Origin of the sequence: Oceanobacillus alkalisoli, assembly GCF_021556485.1 — a bacterium.
Lineage (GTDB): Bacteria > Bacillota > Bacilli > Bacillales > Amphibacillaceae > Oceanobacillus > Oceanobacillus alkalisoli.
In genome coordinates this window covers 99,492-113,866 of record NZ_JAKGBW010000013.1, presented here as the reverse complement: position 1 = coordinate 113,866, position 14,375 = coordinate 99,492, and the positions used below count along the sequence as shown (strand labels likewise).

18 protein-coding genes are annotated in these 14,375 nt (G+C 41.0%); 2 read left to right on the top strand and 16 right to left on the bottom strand.

The annotated features are described in order from the left end of the window. Nucleotides 1–151: 151 nt before the first annotated feature. Together LZD48_RS13190 and metG are read right to left on the bottom strand one after the other, a co-directional pair. Nucleotides 152–925 carry a TatD family hydrolase gene (locus tag LZD48_RS13190; protein ID WP_235763195.1) on the bottom strand — a complete coding sequence of 258 codons (774 nt, stop codon included), beginning with the start codon at nucleotides 923–925 and terminating at the stop codon, nucleotides 152–154. 67 nt (nucleotides 926–992) lie between these two features. After that, the gene (gene metG / locus LZD48_RS13185) at nucleotides 993–2,999 is read right to left on the bottom strand and encodes a methionine--tRNA ligase (protein WP_235763194.1); all 2,007 of its coding nucleotides are present in this window, start codon (nucleotides 2,997–2,999) and stop codon (nucleotides 993–995) included. 607 nt (nucleotides 3,000–3,606) lie between these two features. On the opposite strand from metG, the gene abrB reads away from it, so the two are divergent. Further along, nucleotides 3,607–3,885 (top strand): transition state genes transcriptional regulator AbrB, encoded by a 279-nt coding sequence (gene abrB / locus LZD48_RS13180; protein ID WP_235763193.1) that lies wholly within the window; start codon nucleotides 3,607–3,609, stop codon nucleotides 3,883–3,885. Between the two features lie 92 nt (nucleotides 3,886–3,977). On the opposite strand, the gene rsmI is transcribed toward abrB, so the two are convergent. From rsmI to LZD48_RS13115, 13 genes are all read right to left on the bottom strand, one after another. Next, a complete protein-coding gene (gene rsmI, locus LZD48_RS13175) occupies nucleotides 3,978–4,853 on the bottom strand; it encodes a 16S rRNA (cytidine(1402)-2'-O)-methyltransferase (protein ID WP_235763192.1) in 876 nt (291 codons plus the stop codon). Then, a complete protein-coding gene (locus tag LZD48_RS13170; RefSeq protein ID WP_235763191.1) occupies nucleotides 4,850–5,122 on the bottom strand; it encodes a GIY-YIG nuclease family protein in 273 nt (90 codons plus the stop codon). The genes rsmI and LZD48_RS13170 overlap by 4 nt, the downstream gene beginning before the upstream one ends. After that, on the bottom strand, nucleotides 5,115–5,855 hold the full coding sequence (locus LZD48_RS13165) for a tRNA1(Val) (adenine(37)-N6)-methyltransferase (RefSeq protein ID WP_235763190.1): 741 nt from the start codon (nucleotides 5,853–5,855) through the stop codon (nucleotides 5,115–5,117). The genes LZD48_RS13170 and LZD48_RS13165 overlap by 8 nt, the downstream gene beginning before the upstream one ends. A gap of 183 nt (nucleotides 5,856–6,038) precedes the next feature. After that, the gene (yabA, locus tag LZD48_RS13160) at nucleotides 6,039–6,395 is read right to left on the bottom strand and encodes a DNA replication initiation control protein YabA (RefSeq protein WP_235763189.1); all 357 of its coding nucleotides are present in this window, start codon (nucleotides 6,393–6,395) and stop codon (nucleotides 6,039–6,041) included. A gap of 17 nt (nucleotides 6,396–6,412) precedes the next feature. Then, entirely contained in the window at nucleotides 6,413–7,237 is an 825-nt protein-coding gene (locus LZD48_RS13155) for a PSP1 domain-containing protein (RefSeq protein ID WP_235763188.1), read from the bottom strand. Between the two features lie 10 nt (nucleotides 7,238–7,247). Further along, on the bottom strand, nucleotides 7,248–8,237 hold the full coding sequence (gene holB / locus LZD48_RS13150; protein ID WP_235763187.1) for a DNA polymerase III subunit delta': 990 nt from the start codon (nucleotides 8,235–8,237) through the stop codon (nucleotides 7,248–7,250). Nucleotides 8,238–8,277: 40 nt separating this feature from the next. Next, a complete protein-coding gene (locus tag LZD48_RS13145; RefSeq protein WP_235763186.1) occupies nucleotides 8,278–8,712 on the bottom strand; it encodes a YaaR family protein in 435 nt (144 codons plus the stop codon). 358 nt (nucleotides 8,713–9,070) lie between these two features. Continuing rightward, on the bottom strand, nucleotides 9,071–9,400 hold the full coding sequence (gene darA, locus LZD48_RS13140; protein ID WP_235763185.1) for a cyclic di-AMP receptor DarA: 330 nt from the start codon (nucleotides 9,398–9,400) through the stop codon (nucleotides 9,071–9,073). 17 nt (nucleotides 9,401–9,417) lie between these two features. Further along, nucleotides 9,418–10,044, bottom strand: coding sequence for a dTMP kinase (tmk, locus tag LZD48_RS13135; protein WP_235763184.1), 627 nt, complete (start codon nucleotides 10,042–10,044; stop codon nucleotides 9,418–9,420). Between the two features lie 18 nt (nucleotides 10,045–10,062). Then, nucleotides 10,063–11,478, bottom strand: coding sequence for an aminotransferase class I/II-fold pyridoxal phosphate-dependent enzyme (locus tag LZD48_RS13130; RefSeq protein WP_235763183.1), 1,416 nt, complete (start codon nucleotides 11,476–11,478; stop codon nucleotides 10,063–10,065). Nucleotides 11,479–11,687: 209 nt separating this feature from the next. Further along, nucleotides 11,688–12,587: a TraB/GumN family protein gene (locus tag LZD48_RS13125; RefSeq protein ID WP_235763182.1), complete on the bottom strand. Its 900-nt coding sequence runs from the start codon at nucleotides 12,585–12,587 to the stop codon at nucleotides 11,688–11,690. A 156-nt stretch (nucleotides 12,588–12,743) separates the two neighbouring features. After that, nucleotides 12,744–12,932, bottom strand: coding sequence for a sigma factor G inhibitor Gin (locus LZD48_RS13120; protein ID WP_235763181.1), 189 nt, complete (start codon nucleotides 12,930–12,932; stop codon nucleotides 12,744–12,746). A 166-nt stretch (nucleotides 12,933–13,098) separates the two neighbouring features. Then, complete coding sequence (locus LZD48_RS13115; RefSeq protein ID WP_235763180.1) at nucleotides 13,099–13,362, bottom strand: pro-sigmaK processing inhibitor BofA family protein; 264 nt, start codon at nucleotides 13,360–13,362, stop codon at nucleotides 13,099–13,101. A gap of 186 nt (nucleotides 13,363–13,548) precedes the next feature. Here LZD48_RS13115 and LZD48_RS13110 point away from each other — a divergent pair, with 186 nt between their 5' ends. Then, a complete protein-coding gene (locus tag LZD48_RS13110) occupies nucleotides 13,549–14,106 on the top strand; it encodes a DUF7010 family protein (protein ID WP_235763179.1) in 558 nt (185 codons plus the stop codon). 47 nt (nucleotides 14,107–14,153) lie between these two features. Here the strand turns inward: LZD48_RS13110 and LZD48_RS13105 are convergent, their stop codons facing one another. Beyond that, nucleotides 14,154–14,366 (bottom strand): DUF2508 family protein, encoded by a 213-nt coding sequence (locus LZD48_RS13105; RefSeq protein ID WP_235763178.1) that lies wholly within the window; start codon nucleotides 14,364–14,366, stop codon nucleotides 14,154–14,156. Between the last annotated feature and the right edge of the window lie 9 nt (nucleotides 14,367–14,375).

Genomic DNA, 14,375 nt, shown 5'->3' with positions numbered 1-14,375 from the left:
ATATGGAATTTTATAATGAAGAACGATACCAAACGAAATTAAACAGCCTAACACCGTTAGAATATCGGTACCAGGCTGCGGCATAGATTTTTATTTTTTTACTGTCCACTTGACAGGGCGCAGTTCAATGATTTCTCCATCTATCCCATTTTTATTTTGCTTCAATATTATAAACGTTAAATGCATTTTTCGTCGTCGCTTCAGCAACTTCTTCTAATGTTATTTCTCGAAGCTCCGCAATTTTCTCTGCTACAAATTTGACGTAAGCAGGCTCGTTGCGTTTCCCGCGATTTGGATGTGGTGCAAGATACGGGGCATCGGTTTCAATCAATAAGCGATCCAGTGGCACTTCCTTTGCCACTTCTTTTGGCAGCGGGGCATTTTTAAATGTGACCGGACCACCTAAAGAAATATAAAAATTCATATCTAAACAGCGCTGGACATATTGTACCGAATCATTGTAACAGTGCATAATTCCGCCAACCGTATGGGCTTTTTCTTCTTCAAGAATTTGAATAATATCTTCCGTCGCTTCCCGGTTATGGATTATAATCGGCATGTCCAACCTTTTCGCCAAGCGAATCTGTTCCCGGAACACGTCAGCCTGAACGTCTTTCGGTGATTTATCCCAGTGATAATCAAGCCCCATTTCACCGATTGCAACGACTTTCGGATGCTCGGACAACTCTTCTATCCAAGCTAATTCTTTATCCGTCATATCAATCGCGTCAACTGGATGCCAGCCGATTGCCGCATAAATCGTCTCATATTGTTCCGCTATTTCAATCGCAAGAGGAATCGTTTCATGGTCAAAGCCAACAACGGTCATATGCGTAACCCCTGCATCAAAGGAACGCTGGATCGTTTCTTCGCGGTCTTCTTTAAATTGCCAAGCATTCATGTGGACATGTGTATCAAATAACATTTGTTCAGCTCCTTCATATATAAAGAAAACCCTGCTCCATATAGCAGGGTAATTCTTTTTTATCCGTTTACGAAATTAATGAACCATTCGGCACGTCTTGCGGTGCTTCAACAACTGTAAGTTTTCCATCAGATTCTGCAGATAGAATCATACCTTGGCTCACTTCTCCGCGCATCTTACGTGGTTTTAAGTTCGCGACAATTACTACCTTTTTACCAATTAATTCTTCCGGATTCGGATAATGCTCCGCAATCCCAGAAAGAATCTGACGATGTGCTTTATCGCCCGCATCGAGTCGGAATTTCAGCAATTTATCCGCACCTTCCACTTTAGAGCATTCGATCACTTCCGCAACCTTCAGTTCCACGCGGTCAAATTGGTCAATTTTAATCTGTTTCTCTTTACTGGAAACGAGTTCGGTTTCTTCTGGGTTCCATTCTTCTTCACTAGCAGCGCCCCCAGCCATTTGGGAACGAATGTATTCTGCTTCTTCCTCTGCTTCAAGACGCGGGAAGATTGGAGTACCCTTCTTAACGACTGTAACATTTTCAGGGAAGTTCCCAAATTGAACATCTTCCCAGTTCCCCGCCATATCTGTATCTAGGCCGAGTTGTTCGAAAATTTTCTTCGGTGCATGTGTTAGGAACGGTTGCAGTAGGGATGCAGCAATCCGCAAGCTTTCTGCCAAATGTACCATAATACTTGCAAGTTCTGCTTGTTTGTCTTCCTCTTTCGCAATCTTCCATGGCTCGGTTTCATCAATATATTTATTCGCTCGAGAGATGAGGCGCCATACATGCGTGAGTGCACTACTAAATTGCATTTTCTCCATTTCTTTCTGGTAATCTGTAATCGTTTCTGCAGCTGTTTGTTTTAAGTCCTCATCAAAAGCCGTAACATTTCCTTTGTAGCTTGGAACTTGTCCGTCTAAATATTTATTAATCATGGCGACTGTACGATTCAGTAAGTTTCCGAGGTCATTTGCCAAGTCAAAGTTAACACGGGAGACGAAATCTTCCGGAGTAAAGACGCCATCGCTTCCGAACGCAACTTCACGCATTAAGTAGTAGCGCAATGCATCTAAACCATAGCGTTCAACAAGCATTTCCGGATAGACGACATTTCCTTTCGACTTCGACATTTTTCCGTCTTTCATTAAGAGCCAGCCATGACCAAAAATTTTCTTCGGCAGTGGCAAATCAAGAGCTATTAGCATAATCGGCCAGTAAATGGTATGGAAGCGTACAATTTCCTTCCCAACCATATGGACATCTGCCGGCCAGTATTTATTGAACAACTCATCATTTTCCGTACCGTAACCAAGTGCGGTAATATAGTTCGCCAGAGCGTCAATCCATACATACACAACATGCTTCGGATTGCTCGGTACTGGAATCCCCCAAGAAAATACAGTACGAGAGACTGCTAAGTCTTCCAGTCCCGGTTTAATGAAGTTATTAATCATTTCATTTTTACGGGATTCTGGTTGGATGAATTCAGGATGTGTTTCGTAATGTTCAAGTAAACGATCTGCATACTTGCTCATCTTGAAGAAGTACGATTCCTCTTTGATCAGTTCTACTGGATGTCCACTGTCTGGGGATTTACCAGCAATAACATTCCCGTTTTTATCATGTTCTACATCGACTAATTGTGTTTCTGTATAGAACGTTTCATCCGGAATCGAATACCAGCCTTCATACTCATCAAGATAAATATCACCTTGTTCAAGGAAACGTTCAAAGATATCCTGAACAATTTTTTTGTGAGTCGGCTCGGTCGTACGGATGAATTTATCATTGCTAATTTCGAGCAGCTTCCAAAGCTTCTTCATTCCTTCTGCCATTTCGTCCACGTAGGCTTGCGGCGAAACATTCAACTCTTCCGCTTTCTGCTCAATCTTTTGCCCGTGTTCATCACTTCCTGTAAGATAGAACACATCATAGCCGGTCATTCGTTTATACCGCGCCATAACGTCACAGGCAATCGTGGAATAAGCGTTACCGATATGTAGCTTTCCACTTGGATAATAAATGGGTGTTGTTATATAAAAGGTGTTTTTCGAATTACCCATGGTGAACCTCCTCATTAGTATCATTATACCTAAAATCTATTGTAACGATTATATAAGAATTTGCCAAATGGAACAAAAGCGTAAGCTCCCGTTTAGCGACGTACGGACTGTGCCTCCCAGGTCGGGAGGTAGTTCGATGTTGCCACAGGACGTGGCGATCTTAATCGAACTTCCTATTTTCCCGTAGGAGATAAAGGAAACACAGCGACCAAAGGGAGCTGATGTTGACTTATCGCACGGAGGTGAAGGAAGTCTCGCTGGGCGCTGGAGCTGGACGTGATTATCAAGCTATTATGATAGCTAAACTTTATGGCGTTATAACTTTCTTTAGCATGTGAGAGATTGTTTTCGACAAATTGAATCATTAATTTTCTAACTAATTAATATTTTGAGAAATAAAATTGACATTATTTAGTGATGTTGTTATTCTATTGCTAAGTAGATGTTATGAATTGCATTTTAAAATTTAACTTAAGTTATCAGTAATTGCGGAATATATAGACAAATATAAAACATCTGCAATTATTTAGATAAAGAAAAACAAGGAAATTGGCAGCATACATATAAAGAGTGCCGTTTCCAACATTATCTGGGGAGGATAAAAAATATGAAATCTACTGGAATTGTTCGCAAAGTCGATGAACTTGGGAGAGTCGTAATCCCAATTGAATTAAGACGCACACTGGACATCCACGAGAAAGATCCAATTGAAATTTATGTGGATGATGACAAAATTATTTTACGGAAGTATGAATCTCGGATGGCATGCCATATTACTGGTGAAGTATCCGATGATAACTTACTTCTCGCAGGTGGCAAGCTCATCCTTAGTAAAGACGGTGCTGCTGCGTTAATTCAAGAAATTGAATCCCGCTTAGTAAATTAATTGTTCACCCAACATGGGAGATAGTTTCACCATAACTCTAAAATTAAATGAACTGGGTTGAATCATGCACCCAGTTTTATTTTTGTGTGGCGCTAATTCCGAATATGATAATTTTGGTAGACCTCCCGTTTCGGAACACCGCGATCCACCGCCGTTTGCTTAATAGCCTCTTTACTTGATAATCCTTCCTGATCCATATAATGCTCTACATGTTCCTTCATCTCGAGATCAATCCACCAATCAGCAGTAGCTTGCGCGTCATCTTCATTTGCTCCTTCAACAACAATGACAAACTCACCCTTCAATTCATTTGTTTCCACCCAAGTGAGCACCTCTTCTATTGTTCCGCGGATATATTCTTCAAAGCGTTTCGTAAGTTCGCGGGCTAATGTGATCTTCCGGTCGCCTAATGTTTCATGTAGAACATTTACAGTATCCTTTACACGGAACGGTGATTCGTAGAAGAGAAGCGACGCCGGAATGGACTTTAACCTGTCCAAAACCTCGACCTTTTCTTTCTTTTTCCGTGGCAAAAATCCGTAAAAGTAAAACTCATCTGTCGAGAGGCCGGAACCAACAAGGGCACTAAGGGCGGCGTTTGCTCCTGGCAGGACAATGACTTTGATATCCCGTTCTAATGCAGCCTTGACAATATCTGTACCGGGATCAGAAATGGCCGGCATACCTGCATCACTTACAACAGCGATTTGTGCTCCACTTTCCGCTTTGTTAATCAGCTTTTCTATTTTCTCATTTCTAGTATGCTCGTGATAGCTTGTTAATGGGGTCGTAATTTCAAAGTAATTTAAAAGTTTCTTCGTATTCCGCGTATCTTCTGCCGCAATGACAGTCGCTGTCTTTAACGTATTTAACGCACGATACGTAATATCCTCCAGATTCCCGATCGGTGTCGGAACGAGAATAATGGCGCCTTCTGTTTCATTTGCAAAGCTCTTTTGGATCATCATTTCCGCACACACTTCTTTCTTTTAGCCCCGATTAATTCTTCCTTTTCAGCACGCGAGAGCTGCTTGATTTCATATTCACGTCGTAACGCTTCTTCCTTTGTCGGAAAATCTTCTATATGGACAACTTCAAATGGACCCCGGCCGCGGGTATACTTTGCTCCTTTCCCCGATTCATGCATCATGACCCGGTGGGAAAGATTATTTGTATAACCTGTATATAATGTATTATCCTTACATTTCAACATATAAACAAGATGCGTGTTAGCCATAGATAATGCTCCTAGCTTCCTCCGTATAGCTCCCGTCACCACGGTAAATATATAGAGGAGGAAGAATTTTGATGTCCGACTTCCCGTCACGTATTCCTTCAACTAACAGCATGTTCGCTTCTTTCCCATGCTTTGGGTAAACAAACTGGATTCGCTTTGGTTCTATTTTATTTTGCCGGAAGAGCGTAATGATATCAACAAGCCTTCCCGGCCGGTGAACCATTGCTACCTTCCCGCCTGGACGGACGTGCAGTTTACACGCTTTAACAACATCTTCTAACGTACAGTAGACTTCATGTCTGGCAATCGTAAGGTATTCATTTTCATTATGCTCTGTTGCTTTCGGAGAACGGAAATAAGGCGGGTTACACGTTACAACGTCAAAGCTACTATGACCGAGCACCGGCAGCATTTCTTTTAAATCACCGTGAATAACGGAAAGCTGCTCCCCGAGATTATTGAATTTGATACTGCGCTCTGCCATTTGAAAAATCCGTTCTTGGATTTCCACTCCTGTAATTTTCGCATTACTCCGCTTCGACATGAGTAAAGGAATCACTGCATTTCCCGTGCACAAATCAAGGATTGTACCACGCTTAAGTGGGATACTAGCAAAATGAGCGAGCAATACCGCATCAAGCGAAAAGGCAAATGCTGTCGGGCTTTGGATAATTTTCATCGACTCGTCGGCTAATAAGTAATCGAGCCGTTCATCATCGTATAGTTTTACCATGTTGGAATCCTTTCTATACTAACACCTTAATAAAGTGAAACTTCATTCAGCAAGGGTTTTCTTTCCTTCCCCTACTGAATGTTAGTTGAACAGAATCAGGGATTTACGGACTGTATATTACAGACTGTTAATCCGTGAGAAAACTGCCCTATTTTTATAATAGGACAGTTTTTGGCTAGTACACTATTTTCTATTTGCAAAGAAATCCAGACAAAAAATACAATCTTCATTCTGCCGCGGACTTCCAAACTCTAAATTACAAATGTGAAAACCTTCATCATAAAGCCTTGCAAGGTTATCACGGCCTTCTCCTGGTAAGTATTCTTTCGTATCATCATCTTTACTGTTTTTCTTTTGTTTTTCTTTTTCTTGATTCGTTTGCTCCAAATGGTTGCGCAAATTGTGATTCTCTACTTGCAGGCGATGGTTTTCTTCAAGGACACTGCTTAGCTGCCCTTTTAATTCGCCAAGTCGTTCATATAGTTCACCAATTTGCTTTTCCATATCGGCAACCTGGTCAAATATTTCCCTATTATTCACGCCCACTCACCTCTTCACTACTTTGTGGCCTGCGCTAACATTCCTTCTTCGATCATTTCATCTAATGTATATTCAATCGTACGTTCTTGTTCTTTTAATTCAATTTGTACGAGTTTTTCCAGGATATTTAAGCCGACAACTTTACCTTTACCGTGTGGCGTCTTAATCGCTTCACCAAAGTCAGGCAGTTCTCTTTTAGCTTCTTCATAATGGTCATTTTCATACTTCAGGCAACACATCAAGCGACCGCATAATCCGGAAATCTTCGCTGGATTAAGAGACAAGTTCTGATCTTTTGCCATTTTAATCGATACAGGCTCAAAGTCACCTAAAAATGTCGAGCAGCAAAGCATCCGACCACATGGACCAATACCACCAAGCATTTTCGCTTCGTCACGGACACCTATTTGCCGTAGTTCGATTCTTGTCTTGAACATGGATGCAAGGTCTTTCACAAGATTACGGAAATCAATCCGGCCGTCTGCAGTGAAGTAGAAGATGATTTTATTCCGGTCAAATGTATATTCTACATCCACCATATTCATCTCGAGTTCATGTTCTATCACCTTTATAGAACAGGCTTCCATTGCTTTTTGAGCTTGCTTCTGATTCTCAACAACCGTACGTTTATCTTCATCGGTTGCTACTCGAATCACTTTCTTAAGCGGAAGTACAACATCTTCCTCATCCACCTGCTTGCTTGCAATAACGACTTTCCCAAATTCAATGCCACGGATTGTTTCCACAATCACATAGCTGTCCGGTGTAATCTGTTCTATCCCTGGATCAAAATAATATATTTTACCCGCCTTTTTAAAGCGGACACCAATTACTTCTATCATTCTATTTTTTTCACCTCTTCATTTGCAGTACGAGCTGCTCCATTACTAATGTAGGCTGGACATTTTGTGAGAGTTTCCGTTTTGCCTGGATGATGTAATCAAGCAGTTTCGATAAATGATGTTGTGAAAATTTCATCGAGCTCTTCTCGAGTAATGCATCCGCCGGTTTGAAAACGGTCATCGCACCCTCATTCCCAATATGGTAATAAAGGACGTCACGCAGGGCGAGGAGTAAGATATCAAGCCCTCGGTCGTGATCCTCTCTCTCTTTAAAATGTGTGAGCCATTTACTGTGGAGATAGAGATAAACATTATCATGATTGGTTGTGAGCATTTCTATTAATTGTAACACTAGCTTTCTTGCTTCCACAAACCATTCGTCTTGCACAACCTGAAACGCATCATCTAAATTATTCGTCAGCGCGCTCATCAAGGTTGCATCTTGCTCTCGCATTCCCTCTGTAACCAATTGCTTCTGAAACTGCAGGGGGTTCAGCGGCTTTAAGTCTATAACCTGACAACGAGAGCGGATTGTTGCAAGAATCGCCCCACTGTTTTCCGTAAGCATCATTGCTGTCGTCTGCTTACTCGGTTCTTCTAAAAATTTCAGGAGACTGTTCGCTGCATTTACCGTCATCCGGTCCGCATGTTTAACAACATACACCTTTTGATTGGATTCCATCCCAGAATAGGAGAATTCCTTCTGTAAATGCTGCACTTGCTCCTTTGATATGGATAAACCTTCTGGCTCGATCCAATGAACGTCCGGATGGTTGCCAGAAGTGATTCGTTTGCAGTTATTACAGGTGTTACACGGCTCTGTCTCTTGTCTATTTTCACAGAAGAGACTCTTCGCCATGACGAGGGCAATCTGCTCTTTCCCAGTTCCCCGTTCACCTTGTAAAAGATACGCATGAGAAATTCGGCCTTTTGTTATACTGTTTGTGAGAATCTGAGTTGCCAGAGGCTGTATTTCTACTAATTCAGACCAGTTGTTCATGGGTATCCTTCCTTATCTTCTAGCGCTTCCGCCTTTAAGATTACGTATATATGTTAATCAGTAACCCCTTAATTTCACCAATGAGGTCAAGGATGTCTACTGTCTTCTTTTCTTGATTCATCACTTCATCTGTCAGTTCGAGTAACTTATCATCTAGTTCCTTAATGATGGTGAGCTTACGACTGCTGCCATCAAAACTGAATGAGTGTCCGTGTTGCAGTTTATAACCGATCGAAACCGTTTCTTGTAAAAAACCTTTGATCATTCGTTTGAATTTCACAACTTCTCGCATGGTACGGTAATGTGCTAATTTTTCGCCTTGTTTTGAGATGTTTTGTATTAATTGCTGCAGTTCTTGCTGTTTCAGATTCTGAGATTCGGATTGAACTAATTTTTGGAAGGACTGGGTCTCGGTATGAATCGGCCTCGGTATATTCATTTCTGTACGTGATTTCATTTCCTGGCTGATTTTCATGCATTCTCCACTCCTTCCATGTTTGTTTCCTGTTAGTTAAGGAACTTTAATATAAAATGCTGTGGATTAGTAAAATGGCTAGCAATGGCCACGTCCAGCTCCATCGCCCAGCAACTATTAAATTTCACACTCTTCCAATCGATAAAGAAGGCTTAGCCGTTTGGTTTTTGTGAGGCTTATTCGCCCTTATACCCTTGCGGTGAAAGTCAACATCAACTCACTATCATCGCCTGAATTTCCTTTACCTCAAAGAGAAGAGTAGAAGTTTGTACGTTGCTGCGACTACTGGATGTGCTAGTACAGGCGTTGCGAAGACGATCGCGTACTTAGCCTGTAAGGGCGTTTCCGCTTTTGTGCTTTAAAATTGGATAAATGATTCAATTGGTACGACAAAGACCGTTGCGCCACCGACTTCAACTTTAACAGGCTTGGGGATATATGAATCGGCGCTTCCTCCCATTGGTGAAATTGGAGCAACCATCTGTTCACGCTGGGAGCAATTTTCTTTAATGATAGCTAAAGCTGTATCCACTTCATCATCATTACAACCAATCATTAAAGTCGTATTACCTTCTTTTAAAAATCCTCCTGTTGAAGCAAGTTTTGTCGTTTTGAAGTCTTCTTCCGCCAGCGCATTAACGAGTCGGGTGGAATCTTTGTCTTGAAGCACAGCAAAAATTAATTTCATTGGTTTACTCTCCCTTCTTATTTTAAATAAGCTAAAATACAATCCAATGCACTTCTCTCAACATCTTGGAAGGCTTGGTCGGCATTGATTTTTTTAATGCGGTTTGGATACTGCTCCTGAAGCAATTGATAACCTTCATATACTTTTTCATGGAAGGCTATTGTCTCCAAATCCAAACGGTTCTTCTCTCTATTCTTATTCGCTGCAATTCGCTCTAATCCCTTTTTTGGAGTGATATCAAATAATAAAGTTAAATTCGGCATCACGCCCTGAATGGCAAATTGATTAATCTGATATACTTCCTCCATTCCAAGGCCTCGGGCATGTCCTTGGTAAGCGAGGCTGGAATCGATAAAACGATCACAGAGCACAACTTTTCCTTCGTCAAGTGCAGGAAGGACTTTCTCTACCAGATGCTGTCTGCGGGCGGCTGCATAGAGTAATGCTTCTGTACGTTCCTCCATCGACGTATTCGCATGGTCATGGAGGATTGAGCGGATTTGTTCCGCTATATCAATGCCACCCGGTTCTCTTGTTGCTACAACTTGATAGCCCAAGTCAATTAATTTATCAGTTAATGCATGGAGAACGGATGTCTTTCCCGCTCCTTCCACACCTTCAAATGTTATGAATTTTCCCTTCACTGCTTTTTCTCCTTCAGGTTATTGCTTAAAAATACGGATACCTTCATTCCGCTGCTGAATCCGTACACCACGGACGGTAAGCTGTCTGATTGCTCGTATATGCTCGTGGGTCACCATTTCCCCTTTTAATATGAAAGGGATTCCCGGCGGATAAGGAATGACTGCCTCTGCGGCAATTTCCCCGTTACTTGCTTCAAGGGGTATGAGTTTCTGTTCCAATCCTTCCATCTTTCTATAGGACAAAGCTAATTCTTGCCTTTTGCTAGTAAATAAATTTACTACCTCTATTGTAGCATGATTTGGCTCGTTTTTTAATTTTTCATTGACAGAATCGAGGACTTTTTTCAAGCGGTTCCATTCAGTGAATGAAGCAAGACCGAAAATAAAAAGAATTTGCCGCTCCGTCACAAGCTCTGGGTAGATGCCTTGCGCTTCAAAAAGCGTGGCAGCTTCTTTTGCAGTATACCCATCTTTCAGCTGGATAGTTAATTTAATTGGGTCATTGGACGGGACAAGTTCCCATTTATCATATGTTTCAGCTGCGAATAGTGCTTTAATTTCTTGCACGTCCGTGAGTGCTTGCTGGATCGATTCTTCCGTTTGGTTAGCAAGAAAATAGCGAGCGATATCCAGGGAAGCCATGAGCGGGTAGGATGGACTGCTTGATTGCAGCATTTGTAATCTGTAAGCTAAGCATTCTTTCGTAACACGTGTTGACTTTATATGTAAATAAGAAGCCATCGTCATTGCTGGAGCCGTTTTATGGGCGGAGTGAACAACGACGTCTGCACCGAGTGTTAAGGAAGACGACGGAAATGGATTTCCTAGAGAAAAGTGAACTCCATGTGCTTCATCGACGAGAACAGGGATGTTGTTTTTGTGGGCGAGTTCAATCATTGCTTTTATATTATACGTCCGCCCGAAATAATCTGGGTACGTCAAGATAACAGCTGCTGCATCCGGATGCTCCGAAAGTGCGTCTGCGAAAGTTTTGAGCGCTGGACTTGTAAATCTCTGAACTTTGGCATCGTAATCCGGTGCAATAAAGATGGGACGTACACCGGCAAGTTCAAGTCCATTCATAATGGACTTATGACAATTGCGCTGCACGATGACCTTATCTCCTTGCTTGCAGGTTGCTAGAATCATCGCAAGGTTGCCCACCGTACTTCCGTTAATCAAGAAAAAAGTATGATCAGATTGGAAAAATTTAGTAGCGAGCTTTTCCGCTTCAGCGATGGAGCCTTGAGGAGCATGCAAATCATCTAAACCCGGAAGCTCGGTTACATCAAGCTTCAGGATGTGCTCATAATATGTCTGTGCTTGCTCAGGAAAAATTGTACCATTTTTATGTCCCGGAACGTGGAAAGAAAGTGGGTTCTTTTTAGTAAATTTATCTAGCATTTTTAAAATAGGGATGTTTTTCTGCTTCATTGGCGGGTACCTCCTGTTAAGTATAGTTTAACATAGAGTGGGACTGGGGTGGAAAGTGCTTGGTAGAACAGAAAGTGGAAGAGGAAGGATAATCAACGGGACCTTACCTTTATTTAATTATCATTCTATCCGTACTAACAGATGAGAATCCTGCATAACAACGAAAAATCCCCTGTTTAGAAAACTATCTAAAAGGGGAAGTCCACTTCTTAATAAATATGTTCAACCTTATAACCATCTTCTTCAATTAACGAAACAATGCTCGGATCCTCCACCATATGCATTGCACCAACAAAGACAAAATACGTTTGACCGCTATCTTCTGTAAGTATTTCAAGAATCGTATCTGCCATTCCGATATTACGGTTTGTATTCATTTCTTCCATATATTCTTCATAACCCTCAATGCTTTCCTCATCCTCACCAGAGGCACTTAATTCGTCTGTTGCTCCATTTAACCAATAAGCGGTGATTTCATCCAAATCTTCCACCATCTCATCATAATTCAAAATTGCATCTTCCAGCATTTCAAGTTGTAATTCCTCGGAGAATCCTGATAGCACCATGAGCTGATCTTCATATGTTTCCAGCTCACGTATTTCTTTTTCATCTTCATCCGCTCGGTCTAGAAAATATTGATCCACCGCATATTCCGGACTATACTCTGATTCTTCAAGCGCAAATTGCATCAGCAACATTTCCATGAACCAAGGTTTGAACTGCTGAACCATTTCGATGCCCATATCATTCTCTTTAAGGATTTCCTCCAAAGCAACAAACGTATCTTCCGTTAAATCATCAGCTAGTGTCTGACCCTCTTCATACATGGCGAGATCCATCATCAAGGATTGGGACTCCATGACATCGAGTTCATTTAAATTAATTTCAGGCAAAACAACATCAGATTCCTCATAAGCATCTTCTATTTGTTCGTTTAACGGGAAAAAATCTTCGTTCCCTACATGAATAGTACCTTGTAAATAAACGGTTGTATCCTCATTTTCTACTTTCCAGAGAAAACCGCCATCATTCCGCTCTTCAGTGGCGCTGTTCTGACATCCGAAAAGTACGGTAATTATAATTATCAACGTAATTAAAATTTTCCTCATCGACTCACCCCATTTTCATGCGGACATATCAATTATTATTATTCCAAAAGTTAAAAATAACACTTTCACCCAGAATATCATGCTGGTAACTAACTTGCAAAAACTTTCTGTTTATAGATATGGACAAAATAAAAAGCCTTTGCGAAAACAAAGACTCTAGGAAAATAACTGTTGCTGGTTTACATTTTTTAGTTTTTTCACATAGTAACGGTATTTCTCTTCGCGTGGCTCGGTATGAATCATATTATACTCACATTCTCTGCAAATGAACATCGTATATAAATGAATACCTTGCCCTTTCTCTTCCTCACAGATTCCGCAATGTTTCAGCGCCTTTGCTTCCATTTCCCCACCTCCATGAGCATAGTATCTCCTAATCTCATGTATCTTATTCATGGAAGATGAAAAATGCTATTTTCATAATGAAAATGGGCATATTGGTGGCCTGAAGGAAGAGAAATATCGAGCTAAAGTGGGACAAATGCTCTGTGATCCCATGTTGTCCCTCGTTTCATAGAATAAAAAGGTGAATCGCGACGAGGGATCCAACACCAAATATTCCGAGCAATCCGGAGACAAGTGCGGTGAATAGATTGATTGGGACATGGATACCAAAGTTTGCACCGAATACATTAACAAAAAATAATAATAAAGCTCCGATTACTAGTTTGACAGCCCCTTGTCCAAGTATTTTCATTGGTTTGACGGGCGCACCGATAGTGAGTAGTAAGACGATAACGGAAATCATAATGATAATGATTAAAGTTGAACTCATGTTTAGACACTCCCCCGACACTGAAATTATTGCTTGAAGTGGGACAGTTACTCTGACCCCATGTCCCAGTCATCTTATATATATGCGTTGAAAAAAGATATAGAAGTTAAAGGTGTAGAGAGTATTCCAATTATTGTATTAAGATGGTATTCTTAGGGTGTCGGATGATGAAAAAGGGGGATTTTCTTGAATTTTGAGGAGATTAGAAGTGAATTATCGATCAGGGGAAAGAATGGGCTTGGATTTCTATTAGCAGGGGTAGTTGTTTGGATTATTATATCCGTTATTTTTTTCACGAATCTCGAGATATATTATAAAACGATAGGTATGTTGTTTGCGACGGGGATTATGTTTCCATTATCAATTGCTTTTAATGGACTTCTTAAAGCGGATTGGAAACTAGAGGGGAATCCTTTAAGCTCATTAGGATTGATTTTGAATTTCGCCCAATTTATCTATTTTCCTATTCTGATTTGGGCAATTGGGACAAACACGGAATTAGCTGTTTTTATTTTTGCAATTATTACAGGGGCACATTTCTTTCCTTATGGCTGGTTTTATCAGTCAAAAGCTTATTACATCATGTCACCGGTTCTTTCTATCGCTGTTATGGTAATTGGCTGGAATTTGGCAGTAGAAAACTTATGGATCATACCACTCACGACGGTAATCTTACTTTCTATTTTAGTCATTTGGCTGTATCAAGAATATCGCGCTAAACTAAATAGACTGTCCCGCTCTTAGTGGGATTACAATAAAAAAACAGACGTCCAGGCGTCTGTTCTATTTTTTTACACGTGTAATGCATTCAATTTACGACGTCTTGCTTCGCGCAGTAAGTATAAGTATTTCGCCTGGGCGGCTTGCTCTGCAGCTCTGCTTTCCAAGGTACGGTCAATACTTCTCGTCCCAAGCTCACGAATCTGCTTCCATTCCCTTTCTAAAGCAAAAATACTATCAAGTAATTCCGCATCCACATGCTTCTTCTTCAACTTCCTTGCCATGTTCTTCAC

Coding starts and splice junctions, on each gene's coding strand:
- LZD48_RS13170 (WP_235763191.1), bottom strand. CDS start 5,122: ATGGCTAACACGCATCTTGTTTATATGTTGAAATGTAAGGATAATACA.
- LZD48_RS13155 (WP_235763188.1), bottom strand. CDS start 7,237: ATGATAGAAGTAATTGGTGTCCGCTTTAAAAAGGCGGGTAAAATATAT.
- abrB (WP_235763193.1), top strand. CDS start 3,607: ATGAAATCTACTGGAATTGTTCGCAAAGTCGATGAACTTGGGAGAGTC.
- LZD48_RS13105 (WP_235763178.1), bottom strand. CDS start 14,366: ATGGCAAGGAAGTTGAAGAAGAAGCATGTGGATGCGGAATTACTTGAT.
- LZD48_RS13125 (WP_235763182.1), bottom strand. CDS start 12,587: ATGAGGAAAATTTTAATTACGTTGATAATTATAATTACCGTACTTTTC.
- LZD48_RS13130 (WP_235763183.1), bottom strand. CDS start 11,478: ATGAAGCAGAAAAACATCCCTATTTTAAAAATGCTAGATAAATTTACT.
- metG (WP_235763194.1), bottom strand. CDS start 2,999: ATGGGTAATTCGAAAAACACCTTTTATATAACAACACCCATTTATTAT.
- LZD48_RS13165 (WP_235763190.1), bottom strand. CDS start 5,855: ATGGTAAAACTATACGATGATGAACGGCTCGATTACTTATTAGCCGAC.
- rsmI (WP_235763192.1), bottom strand. CDS start 4,853: ATGATGATCCAAAAGAGCTTTGCAAATGAAACAGAAGGCGCCATTATT.
- LZD48_RS13120 (WP_235763181.1), bottom strand. CDS start 12,932: ATGGAAGCAAAGGCGCTGAAACATTGCGGAATCTGTGAGGAAGAGAAA.
- holB (WP_235763187.1), bottom strand. CDS start 8,237: ATGAACAACTGGTCTGAATTAGTAGAAATACAGCCTCTGGCAACTCAG.
- darA (WP_235763185.1), bottom strand. CDS start 9,400: ATGAAATTAATTTTTGCTGTGCTTCAAGACAAAGATTCCACCCGACTC.
- LZD48_RS13190 (WP_235763195.1), bottom strand. CDS start 925: ATGTTATTTGATACACATGTCCACATGAATGCTTGGCAATTTAAAGAA.
- LZD48_RS13115 (WP_235763180.1), bottom strand. CDS start 13,362: ATGAGTTCAACTTTAATCATTATCATTATGATTTCCGTTATCGTCTTA.
- LZD48_RS13145 (WP_235763186.1), bottom strand. CDS start 8,712: ATGAAAATCAGCCAGGAAATGAAATCACGTACAGAAATGAATATACCG.